Below are 23,889 nucleotides of genomic sequence, written 5' to 3' on the forward strand. Positions count from 1 at the left end.
GGGCAAAACCGCGTGCGGTCAACTCAATAGCCCGCCATCTTCCCCCGCGACACCGGAATGTGGCAGGCCTGCCGGAAAGTGGTTTTCGCGCCCGCATCCACGCCGTACCCTGTCCCCGCCACGCAGCGCAGGAGGCTGGACTTGCCCGACACACCCCCCGCATCCACCGACACCCGGCCCGCTCCGGATTGGGACGTGCTGGCCGACTGGGGCCGCCGCATCGCCGACTGGGGCGCCGCGTATCATCGCGACCTGCGCGACCGTCCCGTGCGCGCCCCGCTGCAGCCCGGCCGCCTGCGCGCGGCGCTGCCCCCCGCCCCGCCCGAGACGGCCGAGCCGATGGCGGCGATCTGGGCCGATCTGGAAACGCATGTGATGCCCGGCCTCACGCATTGGCAGCACCCGCGTTTTTTCGCCTATTTCCCGGCCAATGCCGCGCCCCCCTCGATCCTCGCCGAGTTCGTCACCGCCATCCTCGCCCCACAATGCATGCTCTGGCAGACCTCTCCGTCGGCGACGGAGCTGGAAACGCATGTGCTGGACTGGCTGCGCCAGGCCCTGGGACTGCCCGAAAGCTTCCAGGGCGTGATCCAGGACAGCGCGTCCTCGGCGACGCTGGCGGCGGTTCTTGTCATGCGCGAGCGCGCGCTGGACTGGCAGGGCAACGCGCAGGGCCTTTCGGGGCAGAAGCGGCTGCGCCTCTATGTCTCGGTCGAGGCGCATTCCTCCGTCGAACGCGCGGCGTGGGTCGCCGGCATCGGCAGCGAAAACCTCGTGCGGCTTCCCGCCAGCGGGCCGGGCCGGTCCATCGATCCCGCCGACCTGCGCGCCGCCATCGCCCGGGACCACGCGGACGGGCATCTGCCCGCGGGCCTGATCGCCTGTATCGGCGCGACGGGGGCGGGGGCTTGCGACAACCTGCGCGATCTGCTGCCGGTGGCGCGGGCGGCGGGGCTATATACCCATGTCGACGCCGCCTGGGCCGGCTCGGCGATGATCTGCCCCGAGTTCCGCACGCTCTGGGAAGGGGTCGAGGGGGCGGATTCGGTCGTCATGAACCCCCACAAGTGGCTGGGCGCGCATTTCGATTGCGCCGCCCATTTCGTCCGCGCCCCCGACGATCTGGTGCGCACCCTCGCCATCCGGCCGGAGTATCTGAAGACCCACGGCGCCGATGGCGTCATCGACTATTCCGAATGGTCGATCCCGCTGGGCCGCCGGTTTCGGGCGCTGAAACTCTGGTTCGTGCTGCGATACTACGGCCTCGACGGGTTGCGCGCGATGATCCGCGATCATGTCCGCTGGTCCGTCGCCCTGGCCGCGCGCCTGCGCGCCGATCCGCGGTTCGAGATCGTGACCGAACCGGTGCTCTCGCTCTTCACCTTCCGCCTGAAGGGGCAGGGGGACGACGCGCAGATCGCCTATCTCGGCCGGATCAATGACGATGGACGCATCTACCTGACGCAGACCCGCGTCGACGGGCAGATCGTCCTGCGCTTTCAGGTCGGCGCCTTCGCCGCGACCCAGGCCGACATCCAGCTAGCCGGCGACGTGCTGGCCGAACTTTCATGAGGACTCCATGCAGACGCCCGTAAACCCCTTCAAGGCCGCCTTGCGCACGAACCGGACGCTGATCGGCTGCTGGCTCGGTTTCGCGGACCCCTACGCCGCCGAGGTCGCCGGAACCGCCGGCTTCGACTGGCTGGTGATCGATGGCGAACACGCGCCGAACGATCTGCGCTCGATCCTGGCGCAGCTTCAGGCGCTGGCTGCCGCGCCGTCCGCCCCGGTGGTGCGGCTGCCGGTGGGCGAGGTCTGGATGATCAAGCAGGCGCTCGACATCGGCGCGCAAACCCTGCTGATCCCGATGGTCGAAAGCGCGGATCAGGCGCAGGCGCTGGTGCGCGCGACCCGCTATCCGCCGGCGGGCGTGCGCGGGGTCGGGGCGGCGCTGGCCCGCGCCTCGCGGTTCTCGGCGGCGGAGGACTATCTTGCCCGCGCCGATGACCAGGTCTGCCTGTTGCTGCAGGTCGAAAGCCGCGCCGGCCTCGAGGCGCTCGATACGATTCTGGCGGTCGAGGGCGTCGACGGCGTCTTCATCGGTCCCGCGGACCTGGCGGCGGACATGGGGTTTCTGGGCCAGTCGTATGCGCCGGAGGTCATGGAGGCGATCGCCGACGCGATCGCAAGGATACGCAAGGCGGGCGTGGCGGCCGGCATCCTCTCGCTCGACCCGGCGGAGGCGCGCCACTGGATCGGTCACGGCGCGAATTTCGTGGCGGTGGGGATCGATGTGGTGGTGCTGGCCCGGTCGCTGCGCGCGCTCTCGGCCACGTTTCGCTAGGGCAATGCGCATCGCCACCTTCAACGTCCAGAACCTGCGACTACGCCAGTCGCGCGGGCAGCCGCGCTTCGATGGCGCGCGCGACGGTGACATGCCCCAGGATGCCACCCCCGAAGGCATGGCGCTCGATCTCGCCGACCGGCGGTTGACCGCGGCGGTGCTGGCTCAGGCCGATGCCGATATCGTCTGCCTGCAAGAGGTCTTCGACGCCGCGACGCTCGACTATTTCCACGACCATCTGCTTCGCCAGACCGGCGCGCGGCCCTGGCCGCATCGCGTCTGCCTGCCGGGCAACGACGGCGGGCGCAATCTGGCCGTCATGTCGCGTCTGCCGCTGGAAGATGTCGTCAGCCATGCAACCCTGAGACCCCGCGATCTGGGCCTCGACGAACATCCCGGCGCACGCAAGGATCGGCCCGCCTTCTGCCGCGACTGCCTGAGTTTCAGCGCGGGTCACGTCTCGTTTTTCGCGATACATTTCAAGGCGCCATGGCCAGATGCTGATGTCGCATGGCAGCAGCGCCGGCTGGAGGCTCTGGCCCTGCGGCAACTGGTGGAGGCGCGCTTCGGCGGCGACCGGGAGGCGTTGTGGCTCATCCTCGGCGATCTGAACGAACCGTCGTCCGAGCCGAGGGCAGAGCGCGCGATCGCCCCGCTTGTCACCGATTTCGCGGTAGACCTCGTCGCGCGGATGTCCCTGCCGGACCGCTGGACCTGGCTTGCGCCCGATGGCCGGACCTACGCGCGCCCCGATGCCATGCTGGCCGCTCCGGCGCTGGCCGCGCGCTGGCCGCTTGCCCGCCCGCAAGCGCTGCGCGAAGGGCTCGGCACCGAGGCGCGGCGCCACGCCGGCCCCCGGCTCGACGCGGTCGGGCACCACCGGCCCCACGCCAGCGACCACGCGCTGCTGATGCTCGAACTGCCGGGCGCCTGATCGGTCTGGTGCCCGTGGTCGGATGCACGACCAGCCCGCACGATCGCCGTTTTTCGCGACTCCGCGCCGGGGGCGGGAGAAAGTTTCATTGCGGTTAATGGAGCTTGACTATGTATATTAATCAATGTCTTGCGAAAGCGTGCACGCGTGCACACCCTGCCGCGTCGGCGTCGTATTGGGTCCGTAAGAAAGGTCGATGGGGCGCTGGCGGCGTCAGTCGCCTTTCGGCCAGAAGGCCGCGATCGCGGCCTCCAGCTCGGCGCGGCGTACCGGCTTGGCGACACAGAGGTCGAACCCGCCCGTCAGGTAGTCGTCCAGATGCGGGCGCAGCGCGTTCGCCGTAACCGCCACCGCCGCGGGCCGCGGATGCCCGTCCCGGTCCGCGCAGTCGTTGATGGCCGTCAGCGCCGACAGGCCATCCATGCCGGGCATCGCGATGTCCATCAGGACCAGCTCATGCCGGCGCGTTCGCCACAGCGCCACCGCCTCGTGCCCGTCGTTCGCGATATCCGCCTGGATCCCGATGGCTTCCAGCATCGACTTCAGGATCAGCCGGTTGATCGAATTGTCATCCGCCACCAGCACCGACAACGCCGCCCAGGGTCTCCTCCCGCGCAAGAGGTCCTTGCGCGGTGAAACCGGCTGCGCCGCGATCAGGGCGGCGTCGGCCGCATGGCAGCGCGGCAGCGGCAGGTCCAGGACAACACGCGTGCCCGCGTCCGGTTGGCTCTGGATCGTGATCCTGCCGCCCATGACCGACACCAGGCTGCGCACGATGGTCAGGCCCAGGCCACGTCCAGGTTGCAGGCGATCGCGCGCGCACCCCGCGCGCTCAAACGGCAACCAGACACGATCCAGCTCATCGGCATCCATGCCGATGCCGGTATCGCCCACGGTGATCCGCATCCAGTCGGGCTCCGGCACCTCCAGTTGCAGGCTGACGGTTCCCCTGGGCGTGAACTTCAGCGCGTTGCCCAGCAGATGGTGCAGGATCTGCATCAGCCGCGCCGCATCGCCGCGGCGCGGCCCGATCGCGGCAGGCTTGACGCGCACCGCGAATTCGAGCCCGCGATCCTGCGCGCGCAGCGCATAGATCGGCTCCAGCCGCCCCGCCAGCTCGACCGGGTTCAGCGTTCCATCCTGCAGCACCAGCGCCCCGGCTTCGAGGTCGGAAATGTCGAGCAGATCGTCGAGCATGCGCATCAGCGCCTCACCGGAATCGCGGATCGCCCCCAGCCATTCCATCGCGCGCGGCGATTCGACCAGGTCCTGCATGAGTTCGGTGGCACCAAGGATGCCGTTGAGCGGCGTGCGGATCTCGCGGTTCATCGCGGTCAGGAACACGCTCTTGGCGCGGCTGCCGGCTTCCGCCCGCTCAAGCGCATGGCGCAACTCGGACACGTCCATGCCGGCGACGTCGTGAAAGCGCTTCTCGGCGCGATCCTTCTCCAGCAAGGCCGCACGGAGCTTCGCAGTTGCCTGATCGCGTTCCGCGGCCGCGCGCCGACGTGCGAAAAGCGCCGCGATTCCGTTCGATGCGCAGCGCAGCAGAAAGACCTCGTCCCGGTTCAGACGGCGCGGCGCGCGCACGGCGTCGTATCCCAGCAAGCCCAACAGTTGCCCATCGCCCAGCAGCGGAACCAGAAGCAGCGACTTGATCCCCTGTTCGATCAGCATCTGCCGCGCCGGATGCTCGGGTGTCAGATGGGCGACCTGCTCGATCTCGACGCTGCGGTCGCGCCTGAAGTCGTCCAGCCAGGACCCCAGCGCCCCGATCGGCACGCCCTGCAGGCTTTCCATGACCCGCGCAACGCCGGGGGCGGCCCATTCATGGGTGTTGTCAAGCAGCGTGTCATCGCGGATCTCGAACAGATAGGTCCGGTCGAACCCGCCGGCGACGCCCAGCACCCTGATGGCCCGATCCGCCGCCGCATCGGCCTGATCGAATGGCGCGGCGACCAGATCGTTGAGCAGAGAAACCGTAATCCGCGCCAGGTCGCGTTGCGGCCCGGCGTCGAATTTCTGATTGATGTTCATTCGGCGGCCAGCGATGCCCTGTGCGAGGCCATGTGCAACAGAGTCGCGCCACCTGTCGCGGCGCGCAAGGACGGGGCGATCTTTTCCATCGCCTCGGCCAGCGGACCCGATACATCGTCAAGCCCTTCGCGTTCGCAATAGGCTATCAGGGCAATCATGTGCCCGACCATCCAGCGGTGTCTTTCCATTCGTTCACTCCGTTCGCCGGAACACGGGTAGGCGCGGTCGGGGACGCTCGCCGCCCCTCCGCATGGAAAAACCGTTAGACCAACACCTTGCACGAAATTTGCAGATCCTGTGGAAAAGTTCCCCGTCAACGCATCCGATGCGTTTTCTAGCCGCTCTCGACCGGGCGAAAGCAGTATCCGACGCCATAGATCGTGGCGATATGGGGCCGCTGGCCCTCCGCGGCGGGCAGCTTGGCGCGCAGCCGACTCACCAGCCCGTCGATCGAGCGGTCATAGCTGAACCAATCGCGCCCGCGGATGGCCGTCATCAACTGATCACGGCTCAGCACCGCGTTCGGGTTGTGCAGGAACGCCACCAGCGCGTCGAATTCCATCGGGGTCAGCGCCACCTCGTTCCCGTTCGCATCGAGGACCTGACGCGCCCCGAGGAAGACCCGGTAGCTTCCGAAGCGATGGTCGGGGGCCGGCACCGAATTATCGGTTTGTATCCGCGTCGGCTGGGTCCGGCGCAGAACGGCATTCACCCGCGCGCGCAATTCCCGCAAGCGAAAAGGCTTGGCGATATAATCGTCTGCGCCCAGTTCAAACCCTTGCACCTGATCCATCTCGTCGGTGCGTCCTGTCAGGATGATGATGCCTGTTCCCGCCCGCTGGCGAAGGTCCTCGACAAGCGTCAGGCCGCTGCCGTCGGGAAGATCTAGGTCCACGATACAAAGATCGACATGCCGGCTCTGAAGTGCCGCGCGCGCCCATCCGATCGTCGATCCGCAGACGACGGTGCAACCCTCCTCCGCAAGGGCGGTCTCGACCAGGCGCAGCACTGCCTCATCGTCGTCTAGGACCATCACGGTCGGTTGCACGCCGGACCCCGCAGGTTGAACGCAGGCGTCACCATAATCGCATGAGATGTGATCGCAAGACTTCCCTTGCGGCGAAAAAACGTAGGTCTGAATGTGTGTTTTCCGGTCGATCCTGAATAATGGATTGTTTCAATGCACAACGCAGGGTAGCATAACTTCAGGATATCGTTGCTGCTTGTACGGTTCGGGGCGGGATCGCGATGACGTTTCAGGCCTTTGTGGACCGACATGTCGATCCGGTCTGGATCCTGGATCCGGGATTTCAGCAGGTCCTTCACGCCAACCCCGCTGCCTGCAACCTGATGAGCGCGTCCTGCGAGGATCTCAGGCTACGGCCGCCGTCCGCGCTTGGCCTGAGCCGGGGTGCGACGCGACTGCGGGTGGACCAGGCGGATGCCCGGTCGATCGAGCTGGACGTCACCTCGACATCGATCGAGTGGCAGGGAAGTGCGGCCGTGCTGCTGGGCGCGACGGCTGCAGTCGCGACGACCGATCGAATGTTGACCGCAAAGGTCGCCGCGATCAACGAGGATGTCGCGTTCGATTGGGACATCACCGCGGATCAGCTGGTCTGGTCGCCGGAAGCCTGCGCGCGCTTCGGGCTCGACCTGGCGTCCTTGCCCAAGACGATCGCGGACTGGCTTGCGCTTGTGCATCCGGAAGATCGCCCGCGCATGCGCGACGCCCTGAACCGGATACTCGCACGACCGGAAGGCCGGCGCTGGACCGGCGCCTACCGCCTCATGCGGGCCGACGGTCGCGCGACCCATGTTCTAGAGCGCGGCGAGATACAGCTCAATGCGCAGGGGCGTCCGGTGCGGATGCTCGGGACCATGATCGACCTTGCCCGGATTGAAGGGCTGGTGCCGCAGATCGCCCTTGCGGCGCGGAATCTGGAAGAGGAGCACCGCCTGCGCCACGCGCTGGCCGAGGCCCTGCCGGTCATCGTTTTCACCGTCGATCGCACAGGCGAACTGGACTTCGTCAGCCAGTCCTTCCACGATCTGACCGGGCTGCCGGTCGAGCGCACCAGCACCGCCGCCGCGATCGACACGCTGCATCCGGAGGATCGCGCGCGGGTCAAGGAGTTGCATCTTTCATCGCTCGACGCGCCGCGCCCCCTCGATATCGAAGTGCGGCTGCGCGATATCGTCAATTCCGGGTACCGGTGGCATCAGGTTGCCGTCCGGCCGCAATACGATGACGGGCACCTGGTGAAATGGAACGGCGTCGGCATCGACATCGACGACCGCAAGCAGGCGGAAGCCGCCCTCCGCACAAGCGAGGAACGGCATCGTTCACTGCTCGAAATGCTGCCCGTCGCCGTCTGGGAGGAAGACTGGAGCGCGGTGCGCGCCCTGGCCGACAGGTTGACCGCGGAAGGCATCACCGATTTGCGCGCGCATCTGGAGGCCCATCCGGAGCTTCTGCACGATCTGCAGCAGAAACCCGCCGTCGCCTCCGCCAATTCCACCGCGTTCGATATCTTCGCGGCAAGCAGCGCCGAGGATATCGAACGCATTCACCAGCAGTGGTTCGAGGAGCCGGCCGCGCGCGAAAGCTTCCTGAACGAGGTGGTGGCCTTCGTGAACGGCACCGCGCCGCCGCCCACCGAACTCCTGGTCCGGCGCGCCGACGGCCGGCCGATCCATGTGGTCCAGCGCCTGGGCTTCAGCATGGGGGAGGGGCCGCCCAACCGCGTCGTGCATTGCCTGAACGAGATCACCGACAAGGTTCATGGCGAAGAGCGGATGCGCGTCGTCGCCGATCTGTGCAGTGACGTGATCTGGGACCACGACGCGCTCACGGGCCAGACCTGGTGCAGCGAGGGCTTTCGCCTGCGCTACGGCCACGATCCCGAGGTGCTGTCGCGGATGGGCGCGCGCTGGAGCGACCTGATCCATCCCGACGATCGCGAACGCGTCGTGACCGCCATCGCGCCGGTCGAGGCGGGCGCCATCGACGACATGAAGAACGAGTATCGCTTCCGGCGCGCCGACGGCACCTATGCCGTTGTCGAGGACAGGTTTCGTGTCCTGCGTGACCGGGACGGCAAGGTGCGACGGATGATCGGGGTCATGGTCGATGTCACCACGGAACGCGCCCAAGACGAACGTCAGCGCGCCCTGGTCCAGATCGCCTCGGACGCGGTGTTCGAGTATGATCCGGATTGCAACCTGATCATCTTCGGCGAAGGGTTCCGCACGGTCTTCGGGATCGACCTCGTCGGCGCGCACGAGATCCCGACGCCGCTGATCGAGAACATGCATCCGCAGGATCGCAAGCGCGCGGTCGACGGGTTCTTCGCGCTTCTGAAAAGCCGCGACGACAGCGCGATTCTGGAGTACCGCTTGCGGCGCGGCGATGGCCGCTGGGCCTTCGTGCAGGAGCGCATCATCGTCCTGCGCGCGCGCGACGGGACCGTGCGGCGCGCCTTCGCCGCGCTGGTCGACCTGACCGCCCAACGTCAGAGCGAGGAACGTCTGCGCCTTGCCACGCTGGCCTCGCGCGAGGTGGTCTTCGACTGGGACATCGCCAGCGACCGGTTGCAGTTGAGCGGCGCGGTGATGGACCGCTACGGCTACGACCCTTCGGAATTTCCCGGCAACTCGGGCAATTTCATCGCGCAGGTCCACCCCGAGGACCGCGATATCCTCATCGACGGCGCGCGAACCCTCCGTCGCGGTGAAGATTTTCCCGAACTGCACGAAGTCTCCTTTCGGCTCTATCGCGCCGACGGCAGCCTGTCCAACGTGATCAGCCGTTCGGTGGCGGTCGACGGTCCGACCGGGCGGCCGGCGCGGCTGGTCGGCATGATTCTCGACGTCACCGAATTGCATCGGGAAGAGGCACGGATGCGCGCCATCGTCGAGGTGTCGGCGGATGCGGTCTGGGAATACCATCCCGACAGCAACACGATGGTATTCAGCGACGGAATCGAAAAGTATTTCGGCCAGGGCTGGGTGGGCGAACACCCGGTTCCTTCGCCCTGGCGCGAGGCGGTACATCCTGAAGATCTGCAGCGCACCGTGCAGGGGTTCGAGGAGTTCCTGCGCGGTCGCGCCGTGCGCTGGCGGGATTCCCATCGCCTGAAGCGCGGTGACGGGACTTGGGCGCATGTGGAAGAACGCGTCGTCGCGTTGCGGGACGAGAACGGCCGGGCCTTGCGCGTCATCGGCAGCTTCGACGACGTGACCGAGCGGCGCAGGCTTGAAGACCAGCTTCGCTCGGCCCAGAAGATGGAGTCCATCGGCCGAATCGCAGGCGGTATCGCCCATGATTTCAACAATCTGCTCGCCGTGATCATGGGCAATGCCGAACTGGCGATGGAAGACCCCGACACCGCCCGCACCGAGGAATTCGGCACCGAGATCGTGCAGGCTTGCCAGCGCGGCGCGGAACTGACACGCCGGCTTCTCAGCTTTGCCCGGCGGTCGCATCTGGCGCCGAAGGTAGTCAATCTGAACGAGGTCGTTACCGGCATGAGCCGGCTGATCAGCCGCGCGATCCCGGAAAGCATCGAGATGCGCACCGCCCTGACGGCTGGCCTCTGGAACACCCGCGCGGATCCCACCTTCGTGGAAAGCTCGCTTCTAAATTTGGTGGTCAACGCGCGCGACGCGATGCCCCAGGGCGGCCGACTGACCGTCGAGACCGGCAACATGCGCGTGAGCGATAGCTACGTCACCGAACGTGCCGAGGAACTCGCCCCCGGGCGCTACGTGATGTTGGCGGTCAGCGATACCGGCACCGGCATCGCCCGCGAGATCATCGAGAAGGTGATCGAACCCTTCTTCACGACCAAGGGGCCGCATCTGGGCACCGGACTGGGTCTGGCGATGGTCCACGGCTTCGCGCGCCAGTCCGGTGGCGCGCTGCGCATCTACAGTGAACCGGGGGTCGGCACGACCGTGAAGATCCTGCTGCCGGCCGAGGATGACGCCGCCGGGCATGCTGCCGCGTCGCAGTGGCATGAAAAGGATTCCTTTACTGGCAATGGCGCGCGCATTCTGCTGGTCGAGGACGAGGATGCGGTTCGCCGCACGGTCGCCCGCATCCTGACCGAACGCGGGCATTCCGTCACCGAGGCTGCCACCGGCGATGCCGCGCTTCTGACTTTCGAAAGGTCGATGAGCGCGTTCGATATCCTGCTCACCGATGTCGTCATGCCCGGCAAGCTGCAGGGGCCGGCACTGGCGCGGGAACTCAAGCAGCGCGCCCCGGGACTTGGGGTGGTCTTTATGTCGGGCTACGCGAACGAGGCTGCGGTCCATGGAAACGGCCTGCGCATCGATGATCTCTACCTCATGAAGCCCATCCAGCGGCGCGAACTCCTGAAGGTGATCTATACGGTGGCGGAAAGACTGCGCGAAGCGCGGAAGGGTTGATCGCCGGAGCGCCTGTTGCACGAGGCGGCGGGTTGCCGCCTTGGGGGACTTTCCCACTCAAGGCCGGTCTATCGCTGCCGGCGAGCGCGGCAGGAACCGGTCGGCCGCAGGCGCAACCGAGGGGCTACGAGAAAGTTTCAATGAGGTAAATTTTTCGAATTTATCGTTTTTGGTCAATAGGTAGCAGAAGTGTTCGCATGCGAACACTTGCCCGCGCAGGGGCCAATCGGCCGCAATTTCCGGCGGAATCAGTGTTCCAGCGCCTTGCCCAGGCGCGGCAGTCCCGCCTTGCGCAGCGCCTTGCGCAACTCCGCCCCCGCCATTCCGGGCCAGAGCGCCGCAACCTCGGACGCGACCGCATCGGGCGCGTCCAGCCAGAGCTGCATCACGAAGTTGTCCGGCGTGACCGCCTTCATGCCGTGCGGATCCAGCGCCCAGACCGGAAAGTCCCGCCAGTTGTCGGTCAGGATCAACGCCGCATCCCCGGCGATCGCCGCCGCCAGGACATGCCGATCGGCGGCATCCGGCAGGTCCAGCGCTTCCGGTGCGCCGGCGCTCACGCGACCCTCGGGCCAGCGCGCCGACATCTTCGTCAGAAGCCCCGCAACCAAAGGGTGTTCCGCCGGGTTGCGACGCGCCACCAGATGCAGCCACTCCGCCGCGATGCCATGCGACCAGAGCGGGGTGAAAAGCCCTCGTGCGGCCAGTCCCAGCAGCAGGTCGCGCAATTTCGCAGGGTAAAGGACGCAGGTGTCCAGCAGAACCCGCATCTCAGTCCAGGCGGTAGAACAGGGCCTTGAGATACCCGCTCTCGGCCAGTTGCGGCAGTTGCGGGTGGTCGGGCCCGGCAAATCCTGTGTGCAGAAGCTGCCCAGCCCGTCCGCCCCGCCCGATCCCGCGCGTGCAGGCGGTGCGAAAGGCGGCCAGGTCGACGGCGTGCGAGCATGAACAGAGGACAAGAAACCCGCCCCGGCCGACCAGGGGCGCGGCCAGTCGCGCGATCCGCTCGTAGGCGCGCAGCCCGGCCTCCAGTGCCTGGCGATTGGGCGCAAAGGCGGGTGGGTCGCAGACGACCAGATCGAAGCGTGCTTGCTCCGCCCCCAGCGCCTCGAGCGTGGTGAACGCATCCCCGCGGCGCGTCTCAAACCGCGCCGCCACGCCCGACGCGCGCGCGCCCTCCACCGCAAGCTCCAGCGCCGGCGCCGAGGAATCGACCGCCAGCGCGCTTTCGGCGCCTCCCGCCAGCGCCGCCAAGGCAAACCCGCCGACATGGCTGAACACATCGAGGACCCGCGCACCGCTGGCCAGACTGGCCGCAAAGGCGTGATTTGGACGCTGATCGTAGAAAAGCCCGGTTTTCTGCCCGCCGGTCAGGTCCGCCAGATAGGTCGCGCCGTTCATGGGAACCTGCACAGGCGCGTCGATCCTGCCGCGCAGCACCACGGTTTCCTCGGCCAAGCCCTCCAGCGTTCGCGCACGGCCGGTGCCGTTCTTGACCAGGACCTTCACCCCGGTCAGCGAAATCAGCGTATCCGCCAGCATCTCGATCCGTGCTTCGGCCCAGGCGGCGTTCGGCTGGATGACCGCAGCGTCGCCGAAACGGTCGATGACGATACCGGGCAGGCCATCGGCCTCGGCATGGACCATCCGGTAGTAGGGTTGCGGATAGAGCCGGGCGCGCAGTTCCAGCGCGCGCTCCAGCCGTACGCGCAGCCAGTCGGCGTCGATGCTGGCCTGCGGATCGCGGTCGAGCATCCTTGCGACGATCTTCGACGCCGGATTGACCGTGACCAGTCCCAGGGGCTCGCGTTCGGCATCTTCCAGCACGGCCAACGAACCGCCGGCAAGCGCTCGGCTCCGGCGGTCGAGCACCAGTTCATCCGCGTAGACCCAGGGGAAACCATGGCGGATGGCGCGCGCCTGGGCCTTGGGGCGCAGCCGGATCCGGGGCAGGGGGGCAGTGGGGTCGGTCATGGCAAATCGTCCGGAATGTCTGGCCCTGCCATACCCGCCGAAGCCAGCAGGCGAAAGCGCAAAACCCCGCGCCAATGGCGCGGGGCTGCGTTCGAGGGCCTGCTTTGGTCGTGGGTCAGGCGGCGTGCCCGGCGGGCGCACGGCGCAGCCGGTTGGCCAGCCAGTTCCAGCCCGAGCGGATCAGCCCGGCCATCACTTCGGCCTGCATCGCGCGTGCCTGACGCTCGATTGCAACAACGTCGACAACGTCGTAATGGTGGATTTCGCCGTGAAAGGCGTCCTTGCGGTTCATGGTTTCTCTCCTGTGCTATCCTTGATGCGCGCCTGCCTGCCCGTCTGGCAGACCTCTCGGCGGCACCGTGAAACCTGCAACGAAGATAATGCCGCGGCGCAGAAACAACACCAGCCAAAGCGGCATTCCCGCCTTGCGCCGGGTGCAATGCTGACGTAGCGGCACTTGCGGCGTTAGCGCTATCCGCTATGTAGAAGGGATGGACCGGCCCGCTGCCGGGCAGAGCTGACAGAAAGGACGCCATGCCCACCGATCCCCGTATCCTCGCCATTACCGACCGCATCCGCACCCGTTCGCGTGACCGCCGCGAGGCCTATCTCGACCGCATTTCCCGCGCGGCCGAGGCGGGGCCGGCGCGGGCCCATCTTTCGTGCTCGAACCAGGCGCATGCCTATGCGGCCACGGGCGACGACAAGGCTGCCATGGCCGGAAGCCGCGCGCCCCACCTGGGTATCGTGACGGCGTACAACGACATGCTCTCGGCGCATCAGCCGTTCGAGAATTTTCCGCAGCGGATCCGTGCGGCGGCCCGTGCGGCGGGGGCCACAGCGCAGGTCGCGGGCGGCGTGCCGGCGATGTGCGACGGGGTCACCCAGGGTCAGCCGGGAATGGAACTGAGCCTATTCTCGCGCGACGTGATCGCTTTGTCGGCAGGCGTGGCGATGAGCCACAACTGCTTCGACGCCGCGCTCTGGCTGGGGGTCTGCGACAAGATCGTGCCGGGGCTGATCATCGCCGCGGCGACCTTCGGACATGTGCCCGCGGTCTTCGTGCCCGCCGGTCCGATGACCTCGGGCCTGCCGAACGACGAGAAGGCGAAGGTCCGCCAGGCCTTCGCCGCCGGTCAGGCCACGCGCGCCGATCTGATGTCGGCCGAGATGGCCAGCTACCACGGCCCCGGCACCTGCACCTTCTACGGCACTGCGAACACCAACCAGATGTTGATGGAATTCATGGGCCTGCACCTGCCGGGTACCAGCTTCGTCAATCCCGGCACCCTCCTGCGCGCCGCGCTGACCGAAGCCGCCGTCGCCCGCGCCGCTGCGATCACCGCGCTGGGAAACGACTACCGCCCCGCCGGCCGCATCATTGACGAACGCGCTTTCGTCAACGGGATCGTCGGGCTGATGGCGACCGGCGGGTCGACCAACCTGGTCCTGCATTTGCCAGCGATGGCCCGCGCCGCCGGGATCGAACTGGAGCTGGCGGATTTTGCCCAGATTTCCGAGGTGGTTCCCCTGATGGCCAAGGTCTATCCGAACGGACTTGCCGACGTGAACCATTTTCACGCCGCCGGCGGGCTGGGCTACATGATCGGCGAATTGCTCTCGGCCGGTCTGCTGCATGACGATGTCGAAACCATCGCCGGTCCGGGCCTCGCACGCTATACCGAGGAGCCGAAACTGACCGAAGCTGGCCTGACCTGGACGCCCGGGTCGGGCGAAAGCCTGAACGACCGGATTCTGCGCCCCGTCGCGGATCCCTTTCAGCCGTCAGGCGGGTTGCGGCACCTGACCGGCAACCTGGGCGATGCCGTCATCAAGACCTCGGCCGTCGCCACGGAGCGGCATGTGATCGAGGCACCCGTACGCATCTTCCACGATCAGAACGACGTGAAGAAAGCCTTCCAAGCGCATGAATTCACGAAAGATACGATCGTCGTTGTTCGCTTTCAGGGGCCGCGCGCCAACGGGATGCCGGAGTTGCACAGCCTGACCCCGATCCTGGCTGTCCTGCAGGATCGCGGACTGAAGGTGGCGCTGGTCACCGATGGCCGGATGTCAGGCGCCAGCGGCAAGGTTCCCGCCGCGATCCACGTCGCGCCCGAGGCCGCCACCGGCGGTCCGCTTGCCCGTTTGCGCGACGGAGACGTGATCCGCCTCGATGCCGTGACTGGTCGACTGGAGGCGCTTGTCGACGGCCTGGAAGACCGTGCGCCGCTGGTGCCGGATCTTTCCGCCAACCAGCACGGGATCGGGCGCGAGCTTTTCGGGCTTTTCCGCCAGCACGCCGGCCCGGCAACCAAAGGTGCTTCCCCGCTTTTCTGACCCCTTGCCTCCGGTAGCCCCAACAATTATACGTTTGTATAATTAAGGAGGGGCGCATGCCGTATCGTAGGGCAGGATCGGGACGGCATGAAAGCGGGGCCGGGAGCAGATGAGCCCACGCCGTTCCTTCCAGCGCGCCGGCGAAGAGGCGCGCCGCGCCGCGCTGATTTCCGCCACGCTGGACCTGATCGCCGAAGGCGGCCCTGCAGCCGCGACCGTTCGCGCAATCGCCGCGCGGGCCGATGTCACGCCGGGCCTGATCCGGCATTATTTCGCCACCAAGGAAGATCTGGTCGCCGCGGCGCACGAGTCTCTGATGACCGGGCTGACCGAAGCGGCCACCGCGCGGCTCGATGAACTGACCGACAACCCGCGCGCGCGCTTGCGCGACTTCATCGTCGCCAGCGTCTCGCCTCCGGTCACCGAGCCACGCGCCATGGCGCTTTGGGCGGCGTCGATGCAACTGGTACCGCGCGATGCAGCCATGCGCCGGGTGCACGAGGCGACCTACCTGGCCTTTCGCGACCGCCTCGCCGGGCTTATTGCCGACGCCCTGCACGCCGCCGGGCGGTCTACCGACACCGCGACCCTGCGCGCGCATGCGATTGCCGGCAATGCGCTGCTCGACGGGCTGTGGATCGAAGCCGCAGCGATACCCGACCATTTTTCCGAAATCGATCTGCCGGAACTGGCGCTGTCCGCGTTTTCCCGGCTGCTGAACCTGCCGCTGGAGGACTGACATGCGCTACGCCCCGATCACCGACCGCCTCGCCGGTCTCGGCTCGGACAAATGGGCCCTGAACGCGGCGGCCCACGCCCGGCGCGCGCGCGGGCAGGAGGTGATCAACCTGACCATCGGGGAGCCCGATGTGCCCACCCCCCAGGACCTGATCGAGGCTGCAACCCGCGCAATGCAGGCAGGCCGCACCGGCTATTCGAACGGCCAAGGGGAAGATGCGCTTTTGAAAGCGTTATCAGAGCGTTACACCGATATTCTCAAGCGCTCTATCAACCCGTCGCGCTTTCTGTGCCTCCCGGGCACCCAGACCTCGCTCTATCTCGCGTTCATGGCGATTTGCGCGCCGGGGGACGAGGTCATTCTGGGCGATCCGATGTACGCCAGTTACGAAGGGCTGGTCCGCGCCGCGGGGGCAAACCCGGTTCCCGTCGCCCTGCGGCCGGAGGCCGGGTTTCGCCTTGGCGTCGCGGACGTCGCCCGCCAAATTACGCCCGCCACGCGCGCGATCTTCCTCAACACCCCGCACAATCCGACCGGTGCGCTGCTGACACCCGACGATCTTTCGGCGCTCTGCGATCTGGCGGCGCAAAATCACCTCTGGGTCATTTCCGACGAGGTCTATCAGGACCTCACGCATGACGACGAGGCCTTCACCTCCGCCCTTGCCGACCCGCGGTTCGAGGATCGCGTGGTCATCGCGTCGTCGATTTCCAAGTCCCACGCCGCACCGGGGTTCCGGTCAGGCTGGCTTTGCGCGTCCGAGGAGTTCTGCCGCCGCGCGCTGCCGGTATCGGAAACCATGCTCTTCGGTTCGCAACCCTTCATCGCCGACATGACCGCCGACGCGCTGCGCGCCCCGCCGGTCGTGGCCCGCGCGATGGCGGCCCGCATGGCCCGCCGCGCCCGCTTGATCCACGACAGGCTCGACGGTGTCGCCGGCCTGCGCGTGCATCTTCCGCAGGCGGGGATGTTCGCGCTCCTCGATATCCGCGCGCATTCCAGGGATTCCAAGGTCTTCGCGCTGGAGTTGCTGGAGGCGACCGGTGTCGCCGTGATGCCCGGCGCGTCCTTCGGTTGCGCGCTTGAAGGATGGCTGCGCGTCGCGCTCAACGCCTCGGATGCGCTGACCGACGAAGCCTGCAACCGGATCGGCGGTTTCGTCCAGCGGCAGGCGGCCTGAAGACCGCGACAGTCTGGCGATTTGCCGAAATCCTTGGCGGACAAAGCCGCGTGATCTGCGCCCCCCAGCGCGAGGAAAGTTCGCCCGGCCGAAAGGACTCCCGAAATGCAACGACCCCGGCAATTTGCCGGGGCCTGCTTGCCTTGCGTAGGCTAAGGCTGGTTCAGCGCGCCGAGGCGGGCTGTTCGCGCTTGGCCTCGGAATAGATCATCAGCGGGCGCCCGTCGGCATTCACCGCTTCCTCGTTGACCAGCACTTTCTCGACATTGCTCATGCCCGGCAGTTCGAACATGGTGTCGAGCAGGATATCCTCCATGATCGACCGCAACCCGCGCGCGCCGGTCTTGCGTGCGATCGCGCGTTTGGCAATGGCGCGCAGCGCGTCGTCGGTAAAGGACAGTTCCACGCCTTCGATCTCGAACAAGCGCTGGTATTGCTTGACGAGCGCATTCTTCGGTTCGGTCAGGATGGTGACCAGCGCGTCCTCGTCGAGGTCCGCAAGCGTCGCCACCACCGGCAGGCGGCCAACGAATTCGGGGATCAGGCCGAACTTCAGCAGGTCCTCGGGCTCCAGCGATTTCAGCGTCTCGCCGATCTGCCGGGCGCTTTCGTCCTTCACATCAGCGCCGAAGCCGATCGCCGTGCCCTTCTGGCGCTGCGCGATGATCCGGTCCAGCCCGGCGAATGCCCCGCCGCAGATGAACAGGATGTTCGTCGTGTCCACCTGCAGGAACTCCTGCTGCGGGTGCTTGCGTCCGCCCTGCGGCGGCACGCTGGCGACCGTGCCCTCCATCAGCTTTAGGAGCGCCTGCTGCACCCCTTCGCCCGAGACGTCACGGGTGATCGAGGGGTTGTCCGACTTGCGGGTGATCTTGTCGACCTCGTCGATGTAGACGATGCCGCGCTGCGCCCGCTCGACGTTGTATTCGCTCGATTGCAGCAGCTTCAGGATGATGTTCTCGACATCCTCGCCCACGTAGCCGGCTTCGGTCAGCGTGGTCGCGTCCGCCATCGTGAAGGGCACATCCAGGATGCGCGCCAGCGTCTGCGCCAGCAGCGTCTTGCCGCAGCCGGTGGGGCCGATCAGCAGGATGTTCGACTTCGACAGCTCCACCTCGCCGGCCTTGCCGGAATTGTTGAGCCGCTTGTAATGGTTGTGCACCGCGACCGAGAGCACCCGCTTGGCGTGTTCCTGTCCGATGACATAGTCGTCCAGCACCTTGCAGATCTCGCGCGGGGTGGGCACGCCGTCGGTGGTCTTCAGGCCCGAGCTCTTGGTCTCTTCGCGGATGATGTCCATGCACAGTTCGACGCATTCGTCGCAGATGAACACCGTCGGGCCCGCAATCAGCTTGCGCACCTCGTGCTGGCTCTTGCCACAGAAAGAACAGTAGAGGGTGTTCTTGCTGTCGCTGCCGGAAGAACTAGCCATTCAGATACCTCGTGGTCTTCGGGAGGGCGGACCTTCTTGCGGGCATTTCGTCAAGGTTAGGCGAGGTTGCCCGCGCCGACAACGCAAAACTGCATGAACCGGTTAGCGTCATGCCTTGGGGCTTTCCACCTTGGTCCGGTTCTCCACGATCTCGTCGATATGGCCCCATTTCTTGGCGTCTTCGGGGGTCATCCAGGTGTCGCGGTCCAGCGCGCGCTGGATCGTGTCGTAGTCGTGGCCCGTATGTTTCATGTAAAGCTGATAGATTCGTTCACGCGTCGCCTCGATCGACTTCGCGCTGATCAGGATGTCGGAGGCCGTGCCCCGCGCCCCGCCCGAGGGCTGGTGGACCAGAAACTCCGAATGCGGCAGCGAAAAGCGCATGCCTTTCTCCCCGCCGATCGCGATCACCGACCCCATCGATGCGGCCATCCCGCAGACCAGCGTCGACACCGCCGGCTTGATGTACTGCATCGTGTCGTAGATCGACATCCCCGCCGTCACCACGCCACCGGGCGAGTTGATGTACATGCTGATCTCTTTCGTGGGGTTCTCCGCTTCCAGGTGCAGAAGCTGCGCCACCACCAGGCTGGACATCCCGTCATGCACCGGGCCGTTCACGAAGATGATCCGCTCCTTCAGCAGGCGCGAGAAGATGTCGTAGGCCCGCTCGCCGCGACTGGTCTGCTCGACCACCATGGGGACGAGGTTCATGTAGGTCTCGATGGGATCGTGCATTGCTCGGGCCTCGTGTCGTGGGATGGTTTGCGGTCTAGGGGACAAACCTTGCGACAGACTTAGCCCGCCGCGCCAACCCCTGCAAGGGCGCCCCCGTTCGCTTCGCCGGGCTGTGGCGCAACGTGGCGTTGTGCGCTGGCGCTGCCCTCAGTGCCGGTCTGGCCCTAGACGCGCGTGGACAATCCTGCAATGACTTGGTCGCAAACGGGGACGCCGCGAACCGGCGCACGTTTCGGAGGAAGGATGCCGCAGCAGCCCGTGCTTGACCTGTCGCCGCCCGTGTCGGACGCGGTGCACCGGACGACCTGCTACATGTGCGCCTGCCGGTGCGGGATCAACGTGCACATGAAGGCCGGCAAGGTCGCCTATATCGAAGGCAACCGCGACCATCCGGTCAACCGCGGCGTGCTGTGCGCCAAGGGCAGCGCGGGGATCATGCAGCACCTCTCGCCCGCCCGCCTGCGCGCACCGCTCAAACGCGTCGGCCCGCGCGGATCGGGCGAATTTCGCGAAATCTCGTGGGACGAGGCGCTGCAAACCGCCGTCGACTGGCTGAAACCCCTGCGCGAGACCGCGCCCGAGAAGCTGGCCTTCTTCACCGGGCGCGACCAGTCGCAAAGCTTCACCGGCTGGTGGGCGCAGGCCTATGGGACGCCGAACTGGGCCGCGCATGGCGGCTTCTGCTCGGTCAACATGGCGGCGGCCGGCATCTACACGATGGGCGGGTCGTTCTGGGAATTCGGCCAGCCCGACTGGGACCGCACGAAGCTTTTCATGATCTTCGGCGTGGCCGAGGATCACGACTCGAACCCGATCAAGATGGGGCTGGGCAAGCTGAAGGCGCGCGTCGCACGGGTCATCGCCGTGAACCCCGTGCGCACCGGCTACAACGCCATCGCCGACGACTGGCTGGCGATCACGCCGGGTACCGACGGGCTGCTGATCCTCGCGCTCATCCATGAATTGATGCGCGCGGGCAAGATCGACCTCGACTACCTCATCCGCTACACCAACGCCCCCTTCCTGGTGAACACCGAGGATGGCCCGGAGAAGGGCCTCTTCCTGCGCGACGGCACCGGCACGCCGCTGGTCCTCGACCGTCGCACGGGCGAACCCGCCCCCTGGAACGCCCCCGGCGTGCGCCCCGACCCCGGCGCCGAATGGCAGGGCCACCAGACCGTCCTGCGCCACATGGCCACGCGCTACCTTGCGCCCGACCACGCCCCCGACGCCGTCGCCGCGCGTTGCGGCATCCCGGCCGAGCGCATCCGCGCCATCGCCGCGGAACTCGCGCGCGTGGCCTTCGAGGAGGAGATCACCCTCGACCGCCCCTGGACCGACTTCCGGGGCGAGCGGCACACGCAGATGATCGGCCGCCCCGTCGCCTTCCACGCCATGCGCGGCATCTCGGCGCATTCCAACGGCTTCCAGACCTGCCGGGCCCTCCACGTCCTTCAGATCCTGCTCGGCAGCGTCGACACCCCCGGCGGCTTCCGCTTCAAGCCGCCCTACCCGAAACCGCCCGAAGGCCATCCCCGCCCGCACGGGCGCAGCCAGCCCGGCCAACCCCTCGACGGCCCGCATCTTGGCTACCCGCTCGGCCCTGACGACCTGCTGCTGACCGACACCGGTGCGCCGATCCGCATCGACAAGGCCTTCACCTGGGAAAACCCGCTCTCGGCGCACGGCATGATGCACATGGTCATCTCGAACGCGCATGCGGGCGATCCGTACCCGATCGACACGCTCTTTCTCTACATGGCCAACATGGCCTGGAACTCGTCGATGAACACGGGCGCAGTGATGCGCATGCTCACCGACACCGACGCCGCCGGCGACTACGTCATCCCCCGGATCATCGTCTCCGACGCCTATTCGTCCGAAATGGTGGCCTTCGCCGATCTCGTCCTGCCCGACACTACCTACCTCGAACGCCACGACTGCATCAGCCTCCTCGACCGCCCGATCTGCGAGGCCGACGCCATGGCCGACGCCATCCGCTGGCCGGTGGTCGCGCCCGACCGGCCGGGACATGAGGGCGTGCGCCCCTTCCAGTCGGTGCTCCTGGACCTCGGCGCGCGGCTGGGCCTGCCGGGCATGGTGGACGACGCGGGCCAGCCGAAATTCCGCGACTACGCCGACTACATCGTCAACCATGAACGCCGCCCCGGCGTCGGCCCGCTCGCCGGCTGGCGCGGCGATGGCACGGCCTCGGGCCGCGCCGCCCCCAACCCCGCCCAACTCGACCGATACATCGAAAACGGCGGCTTCTTCGCCGACCACATCCCCGAGGAGGCGCAGTTCTTCAAACCCTGGAACGCCGCCTACCAGGACTGGGCCGTCGAACGCGGGCTGATGGACAAACCCGCCCCCTACCTCTTCAACCTCTACCTCGAACCCCTGCGCCGCTTCCAGCTTGCCGCCGAGGGGCATGGCACCCGCCAGCCGCCCGAGCATCTGCGCGCCCGCATCCGGCAAACCCTCGACCCGCTGCCCCTCTGGTATCCGCCGTTCGAGGAGGCTGCGACCGATCCCGCCGACTACCCGCTGCACGCGCTCACCCAGCGGCCGGCGGCGATGTATCATTCCTGGGGGTCGCAGAACGCCTGGCTGCGCCAGATCCACGGCATGAACCCGCTCTACGTGCCGAAATCCGTCTGGCTCGACCACGGCTTTGCCGAGGGCGACTGGGCCTGGCTCATCTCGCCGCATGGCCGCATCCGGCTGCCGGTCGCGCGCATGGACGCGCTCAACGACCATACCGTCTGGACCTGGAACGCCATCGGCAAGCGCGCCGGCGCCTGGGCGCTGGACCCCGCCGCGCCCGAGGTCGAAAAGGGCTTTCTGCTCAACCACCTGATCCATGAACTTCTGCCGCCCAAAGGCGACGGCCTGCGCTGGTCCAACTCCGATCCCGTCACTGGCCAGGCCGCCTGGTACGACCTGCGCGTGCGCATCGCCAAGGCGCCCGAGGGCGGCCCGGTCGCGCCCCGCGCCGCCACCCAGGCCTCGCCCGTCGGCCGCGGCCCGGCGCGCGTCGCGCTCAAGACGGAGGGGACGCCGTGACTGACCTTCCCGCCAAGACGGATCGGAAACTCGGCCTGGTGATCGACCTCGACACCTGCGTCGGCTGTCACGCCTGCGTCGTCGCCTGCAAGGGCTGGAACACCGAGAATTACGGCACGGCCCTGTCGGACACCGACGCCTACGGCGCCGCCCCCGAAGGCACCTTCCTCAACCGCGTCCATACCTACGAGGTCACGCCACCACAGGGCGCCCCGGTCGTCGTCCATTTCCCCAAGTCCTGCCTGCATTGCGAGGATGCGCCCTGCGTCACCGTCTGCCCCACCGGCGCCAGCTACAAGCGCGCCGAGGACGGGATCGTCCTGGTCAACGAGGAGGACTGCATCGGCTGCGGCCTCTGCGCCTGGGCCTGCCCCTATGGCGCGCGCGAGATGGACGCGGTCGCCGGCGTGATGAAGAAATGCACCCTCTGCGTCGACCGGATCTACAACGAGAACCTGGCCCCGGAAGACCGCGAACCCGCCTGCGTGCGCACCTGCCCCGCCGGCGCGCGGCACTTCGGCGACCTGGGCGACCCCGACAGCGCCGTCAGCCGGCTGGTCGCGGATCGCGGCGGCATCGACCTGATGCCCGAACAGGGCACGAAGCCGGTCAACAAGTACCTGCCCCCGCGGCGCCGCGACCACCTGACCGCCCCGCCCGAAAACCTCGCCGCGCTCTGCGAGCCGTCCACCCAGGGTCTGGGCGGCTTTCTCGGCTGGCTCGACCGCACGCTCGAGAAACTCTGATGCATCCCGCCCCCTCGCTCATCGCCTTCAGCGTCCTCTCGGGCCTCGGCCTCGGCCTGCTGGCCATGCTTGGGCTTGGGCTGATCGTGCCGACGGGGTGGGCCGCGTTCCTGTGGTTCGGCCTCGGCTACGCTCTGACACTGTGCGGGCTCGGCGCCTCGGCCCTGCACTTGCGTCACCCCGAACGCGCGCTCAAGGCCTTCACCCAATGGCGCACAAGCTGGCTCTCGCGCGAGGCGGTGCTGGCGCTGGCCGCACTGCTGCTGATCGCGCCGCATGCCGCGGGGTCGGTCTTTCTGGCCCGGCCGATGCCCGCCCTCGGCCTGGTGGCGGCGCTGATGGCGCTGCTGACCGTGCTCGCCACAGCGATGATCTACGCGCAACTGCGCACCGTGCCGCGCTGGCACCACTGGTCCGTGCCCGTCCTCTTCCTGCTCGCCGCCTTTGCCGGCGGGCTGCTCTTGATCGGCAGCACGACGCTGGCGCCGCTGGCGCTGGCGCTGCTGGCGGTCGCACTTCTGGCGCACTGGATGATCGGCGACCAGCGCTTCGCCGGGGCGGGCCACACCGGCGAAACCGCCACCGGCCTCGGCCCGCTGGGACAGGTCCGCCAGCTGGAGCCGCCGCACACCGGCACCAACTACCTGCTGCGCGAGATGGCGCATGTCGTGGCCCGCCGGCACGCGATCAAGCTGCGGGTGCTGGCGCTGGTCTGCGCGGCGGTGCTGCCGATGCTGCTGCTGGTCCTGACGCCGGTCGGACAGCCGGTCAGCCCCCCGGTCTGGGCGTTGGCCGTCGCGCTGCATGTCCTCGGCATGCTCGCCGCCCGCTGGCTCTTCTTTGCCGAGGCCGAGCATGTCATGGGGCTCTATTACGGGCGCCACTGACCCGCACCTGCCGCGGCCGGTGGACCGGTTCGCGGG

The 23,889-nt window shown here is 67.4% G+C and carries 18 protein-coding genes; 10 read left to right on the top strand and 8 right to left on the bottom strand.

Annotated elements, in window-relative coordinates; genetic code table 11:
* Positions 1 to 141: 141 nt before the first annotated feature.
* From IM708_RS00660 to IM708_RS00670, 3 genes are read left to right on the top strand one after another with little or no spacing between them, the layout of a single operon-like run.
* The gene (locus IM708_RS00660) at positions 142 to 1,572 is read left to right on the top strand and encodes a pyridoxal-dependent decarboxylase (protein WP_245242910.1); all 1,431 of its coding nucleotides are present in this window, start codon (positions 142 to 144) and stop codon (positions 1,570 to 1,572) included.
* A 7-nt stretch (positions 1,573 to 1,579) separates the two neighbouring features.
* Entirely contained in the window at positions 1,580 to 2,344 is a 765-nt protein-coding gene (hpaI, locus tag IM708_RS00665; protein ID WP_209424372.1) for a 4-hydroxy-2-oxoheptanedioate aldolase, read from the top strand.
* 4 nt (positions 2,345 to 2,348) lie between these two features.
* Entirely contained in the window at positions 2,349 to 3,278 is a 930-nt protein-coding gene (locus IM708_RS00670; RefSeq protein ID WP_209424373.1) for an endonuclease/exonuclease/phosphatase family protein, read from the top strand.
* A gap of 213 nt (positions 3,279 to 3,491) precedes the next feature.
* Here IM708_RS00670 and IM708_RS00675 read toward each other — a convergent pair whose 3' ends face one another.
* The 3 genes from IM708_RS00675 to IM708_RS00685 form a co-directional block, all read right to left on the bottom strand.
* A complete protein-coding gene (locus IM708_RS00675) occupies positions 3,492 to 5,315 on the bottom strand; it encodes an ATP-binding protein (RefSeq protein ID WP_209424374.1) in 1,824 nt (607 codons plus the stop codon).
* Positions 5,312 to 5,503 (bottom strand): hypothetical protein, encoded by a 192-nt coding sequence (locus tag IM708_RS00680; RefSeq protein WP_209424375.1) that lies wholly within the window; start codon positions 5,501 to 5,503, stop codon positions 5,312 to 5,314. The genes IM708_RS00675 and IM708_RS00680 overlap by 4 nt, the downstream gene beginning before the upstream one ends.
* Before the next feature lie 146 nt (positions 5,504 to 5,649).
* Complete coding sequence (locus tag IM708_RS00685; RefSeq protein WP_209424376.1) at positions 5,650 to 6,363, bottom strand: response regulator transcription factor; 714 nt, start codon at positions 6,361 to 6,363, stop codon at positions 5,650 to 5,652.
* A gap of 200 nt (positions 6,364 to 6,563) precedes the next feature.
* On the opposite strand from IM708_RS00685, the gene IM708_RS00690 reads away from it, so the two are divergent.
* Positions 6,564 to 10,751 carry a PAS domain-containing protein gene (locus IM708_RS00690; RefSeq protein WP_209424377.1) on the top strand — a complete coding sequence of 1,396 codons (4,188 nt, stop codon included), beginning with the start codon at positions 6,564 to 6,566 and terminating at the stop codon, positions 10,749 to 10,751.
* A gap of 248 nt (positions 10,752 to 10,999) precedes the next feature.
* Here the strand turns inward: IM708_RS00690 and IM708_RS00695 are convergent, their stop codons facing one another.
* The 3 genes from IM708_RS00695 to IM708_RS00705 all read right to left on the bottom strand — a co-directional run bounded on the left by IM708_RS00695 (position 11,000) and on the right by IM708_RS00705 (position 13,017).
* The gene (locus tag IM708_RS00695; RefSeq protein WP_209424378.1) at positions 11,000 to 11,521 is read right to left on the bottom strand and encodes a PIN domain-containing protein; all 522 of its coding nucleotides are present in this window, start codon (positions 11,519 to 11,521) and stop codon (positions 11,000 to 11,002) included.
* A gap of 1 nt (position 11,522) precedes the next feature.
* A complete protein-coding gene (locus IM708_RS00700) occupies positions 11,523 to 12,725 on the bottom strand; it encodes a class I SAM-dependent rRNA methyltransferase (protein WP_209424379.1) in 1,203 nt (400 codons plus the stop codon).
* Positions 12,726 to 12,840: 115 nt separating this feature from the next.
* Positions 12,841 to 13,017 carry a hypothetical protein gene (locus IM708_RS00705; protein WP_209424380.1) on the bottom strand — a complete coding sequence of 59 codons (177 nt, stop codon included), beginning with the start codon at positions 13,015 to 13,017 and terminating at the stop codon, positions 12,841 to 12,843.
* Between the two features lie 242 nt (positions 13,018 to 13,259).
* Between IM708_RS00705 and edd the strand changes: the two genes are divergently transcribed.
* From edd to IM708_RS00720, 3 genes are all read left to right on the top strand, one after another.
* Positions 13,260 to 15,065 carry a phosphogluconate dehydratase gene (gene edd, locus IM708_RS00710; protein ID WP_209424381.1) on the top strand — a complete coding sequence of 602 codons (1,806 nt, stop codon included), beginning with the start codon at positions 13,260 to 13,262 and terminating at the stop codon, positions 15,063 to 15,065.
* Positions 15,066 to 15,174: 109 nt separating this feature from the next.
* The gene (locus IM708_RS00715; protein ID WP_209424382.1) at positions 15,175 to 15,804 is read left to right on the top strand and encodes a TetR family transcriptional regulator C-terminal domain-containing protein; all 630 of its coding nucleotides are present in this window, start codon (positions 15,175 to 15,177) and stop codon (positions 15,802 to 15,804) included.
* Between the two features lies 1 nt (position 15,805).
* On the top strand, positions 15,806 to 16,984 hold the full coding sequence (locus IM708_RS00720; RefSeq protein ID WP_209424383.1) for a pyridoxal phosphate-dependent aminotransferase: 1,179 nt from the start codon (positions 15,806 to 15,808) through the stop codon (positions 16,982 to 16,984).
* A 163-nt stretch (positions 16,985 to 17,147) separates the two neighbouring features.
* On the opposite strand, the gene clpX is transcribed toward IM708_RS00720, so the two are convergent.
* Both clpX and IM708_RS00730 read right to left on the bottom strand, forming a co-directional pair.
* Positions 17,148 to 18,416 carry an ATP-dependent Clp protease ATP-binding subunit ClpX gene (clpX, locus tag IM708_RS00725; protein WP_209424384.1) on the bottom strand — a complete coding sequence of 423 codons (1,269 nt, stop codon included), beginning with the start codon at positions 18,414 to 18,416 and terminating at the stop codon, positions 17,148 to 17,150.
* A gap of 108 nt (positions 18,417 to 18,524) precedes the next feature.
* Positions 18,525 to 19,154, bottom strand: coding sequence for an ATP-dependent Clp protease proteolytic subunit (locus IM708_RS00730; protein ID WP_209424385.1), 630 nt, complete (start codon positions 19,152 to 19,154; stop codon positions 18,525 to 18,527).
* A gap of 243 nt (positions 19,155 to 19,397) precedes the next feature.
* Here IM708_RS00730 and IM708_RS00735 point away from each other — a divergent pair, with 243 nt between their 5' ends.
* From IM708_RS00735 to IM708_RS00745, 3 genes are read left to right on the top strand one after another with little or no spacing between them, the layout of a single operon-like run.
* Positions 19,398 to 22,220, top strand: a complete 2,823-nt coding sequence (locus IM708_RS00735; protein ID WP_209424386.1) for a molybdopterin oxidoreductase family protein — start codon at positions 19,398 to 19,400, stop codon at positions 22,218 to 22,220.
* The gene (locus tag IM708_RS00740) at positions 22,217 to 22,966 is read left to right on the top strand and encodes a 4Fe-4S dicluster domain-containing protein (RefSeq protein ID WP_209424387.1); all 750 of its coding nucleotides are present in this window, start codon (positions 22,217 to 22,219) and stop codon (positions 22,964 to 22,966) included. The genes IM708_RS00735 and IM708_RS00740 overlap by 4 nt, the downstream gene beginning before the upstream one ends.
* The gene (locus IM708_RS00745; protein ID WP_209424388.1) at positions 22,966 to 23,853 is read left to right on the top strand and encodes a DmsC/YnfH family molybdoenzyme membrane anchor subunit; all 888 of its coding nucleotides are present in this window, start codon (positions 22,966 to 22,968) and stop codon (positions 23,851 to 23,853) included. Before IM708_RS00740 ends, IM708_RS00745 begins: the two co-directional genes overlap by 1 nt.
* Positions 23,854 to 23,889: the final 36 nt, after the last annotated feature.

The organism is Pararhodobacter sp. SW119 (assembly GCF_017811755.1).
GTDB lineage: Bacteria > Pseudomonadota > Alphaproteobacteria > Rhodobacterales > Rhodobacteraceae > Pararhodobacter.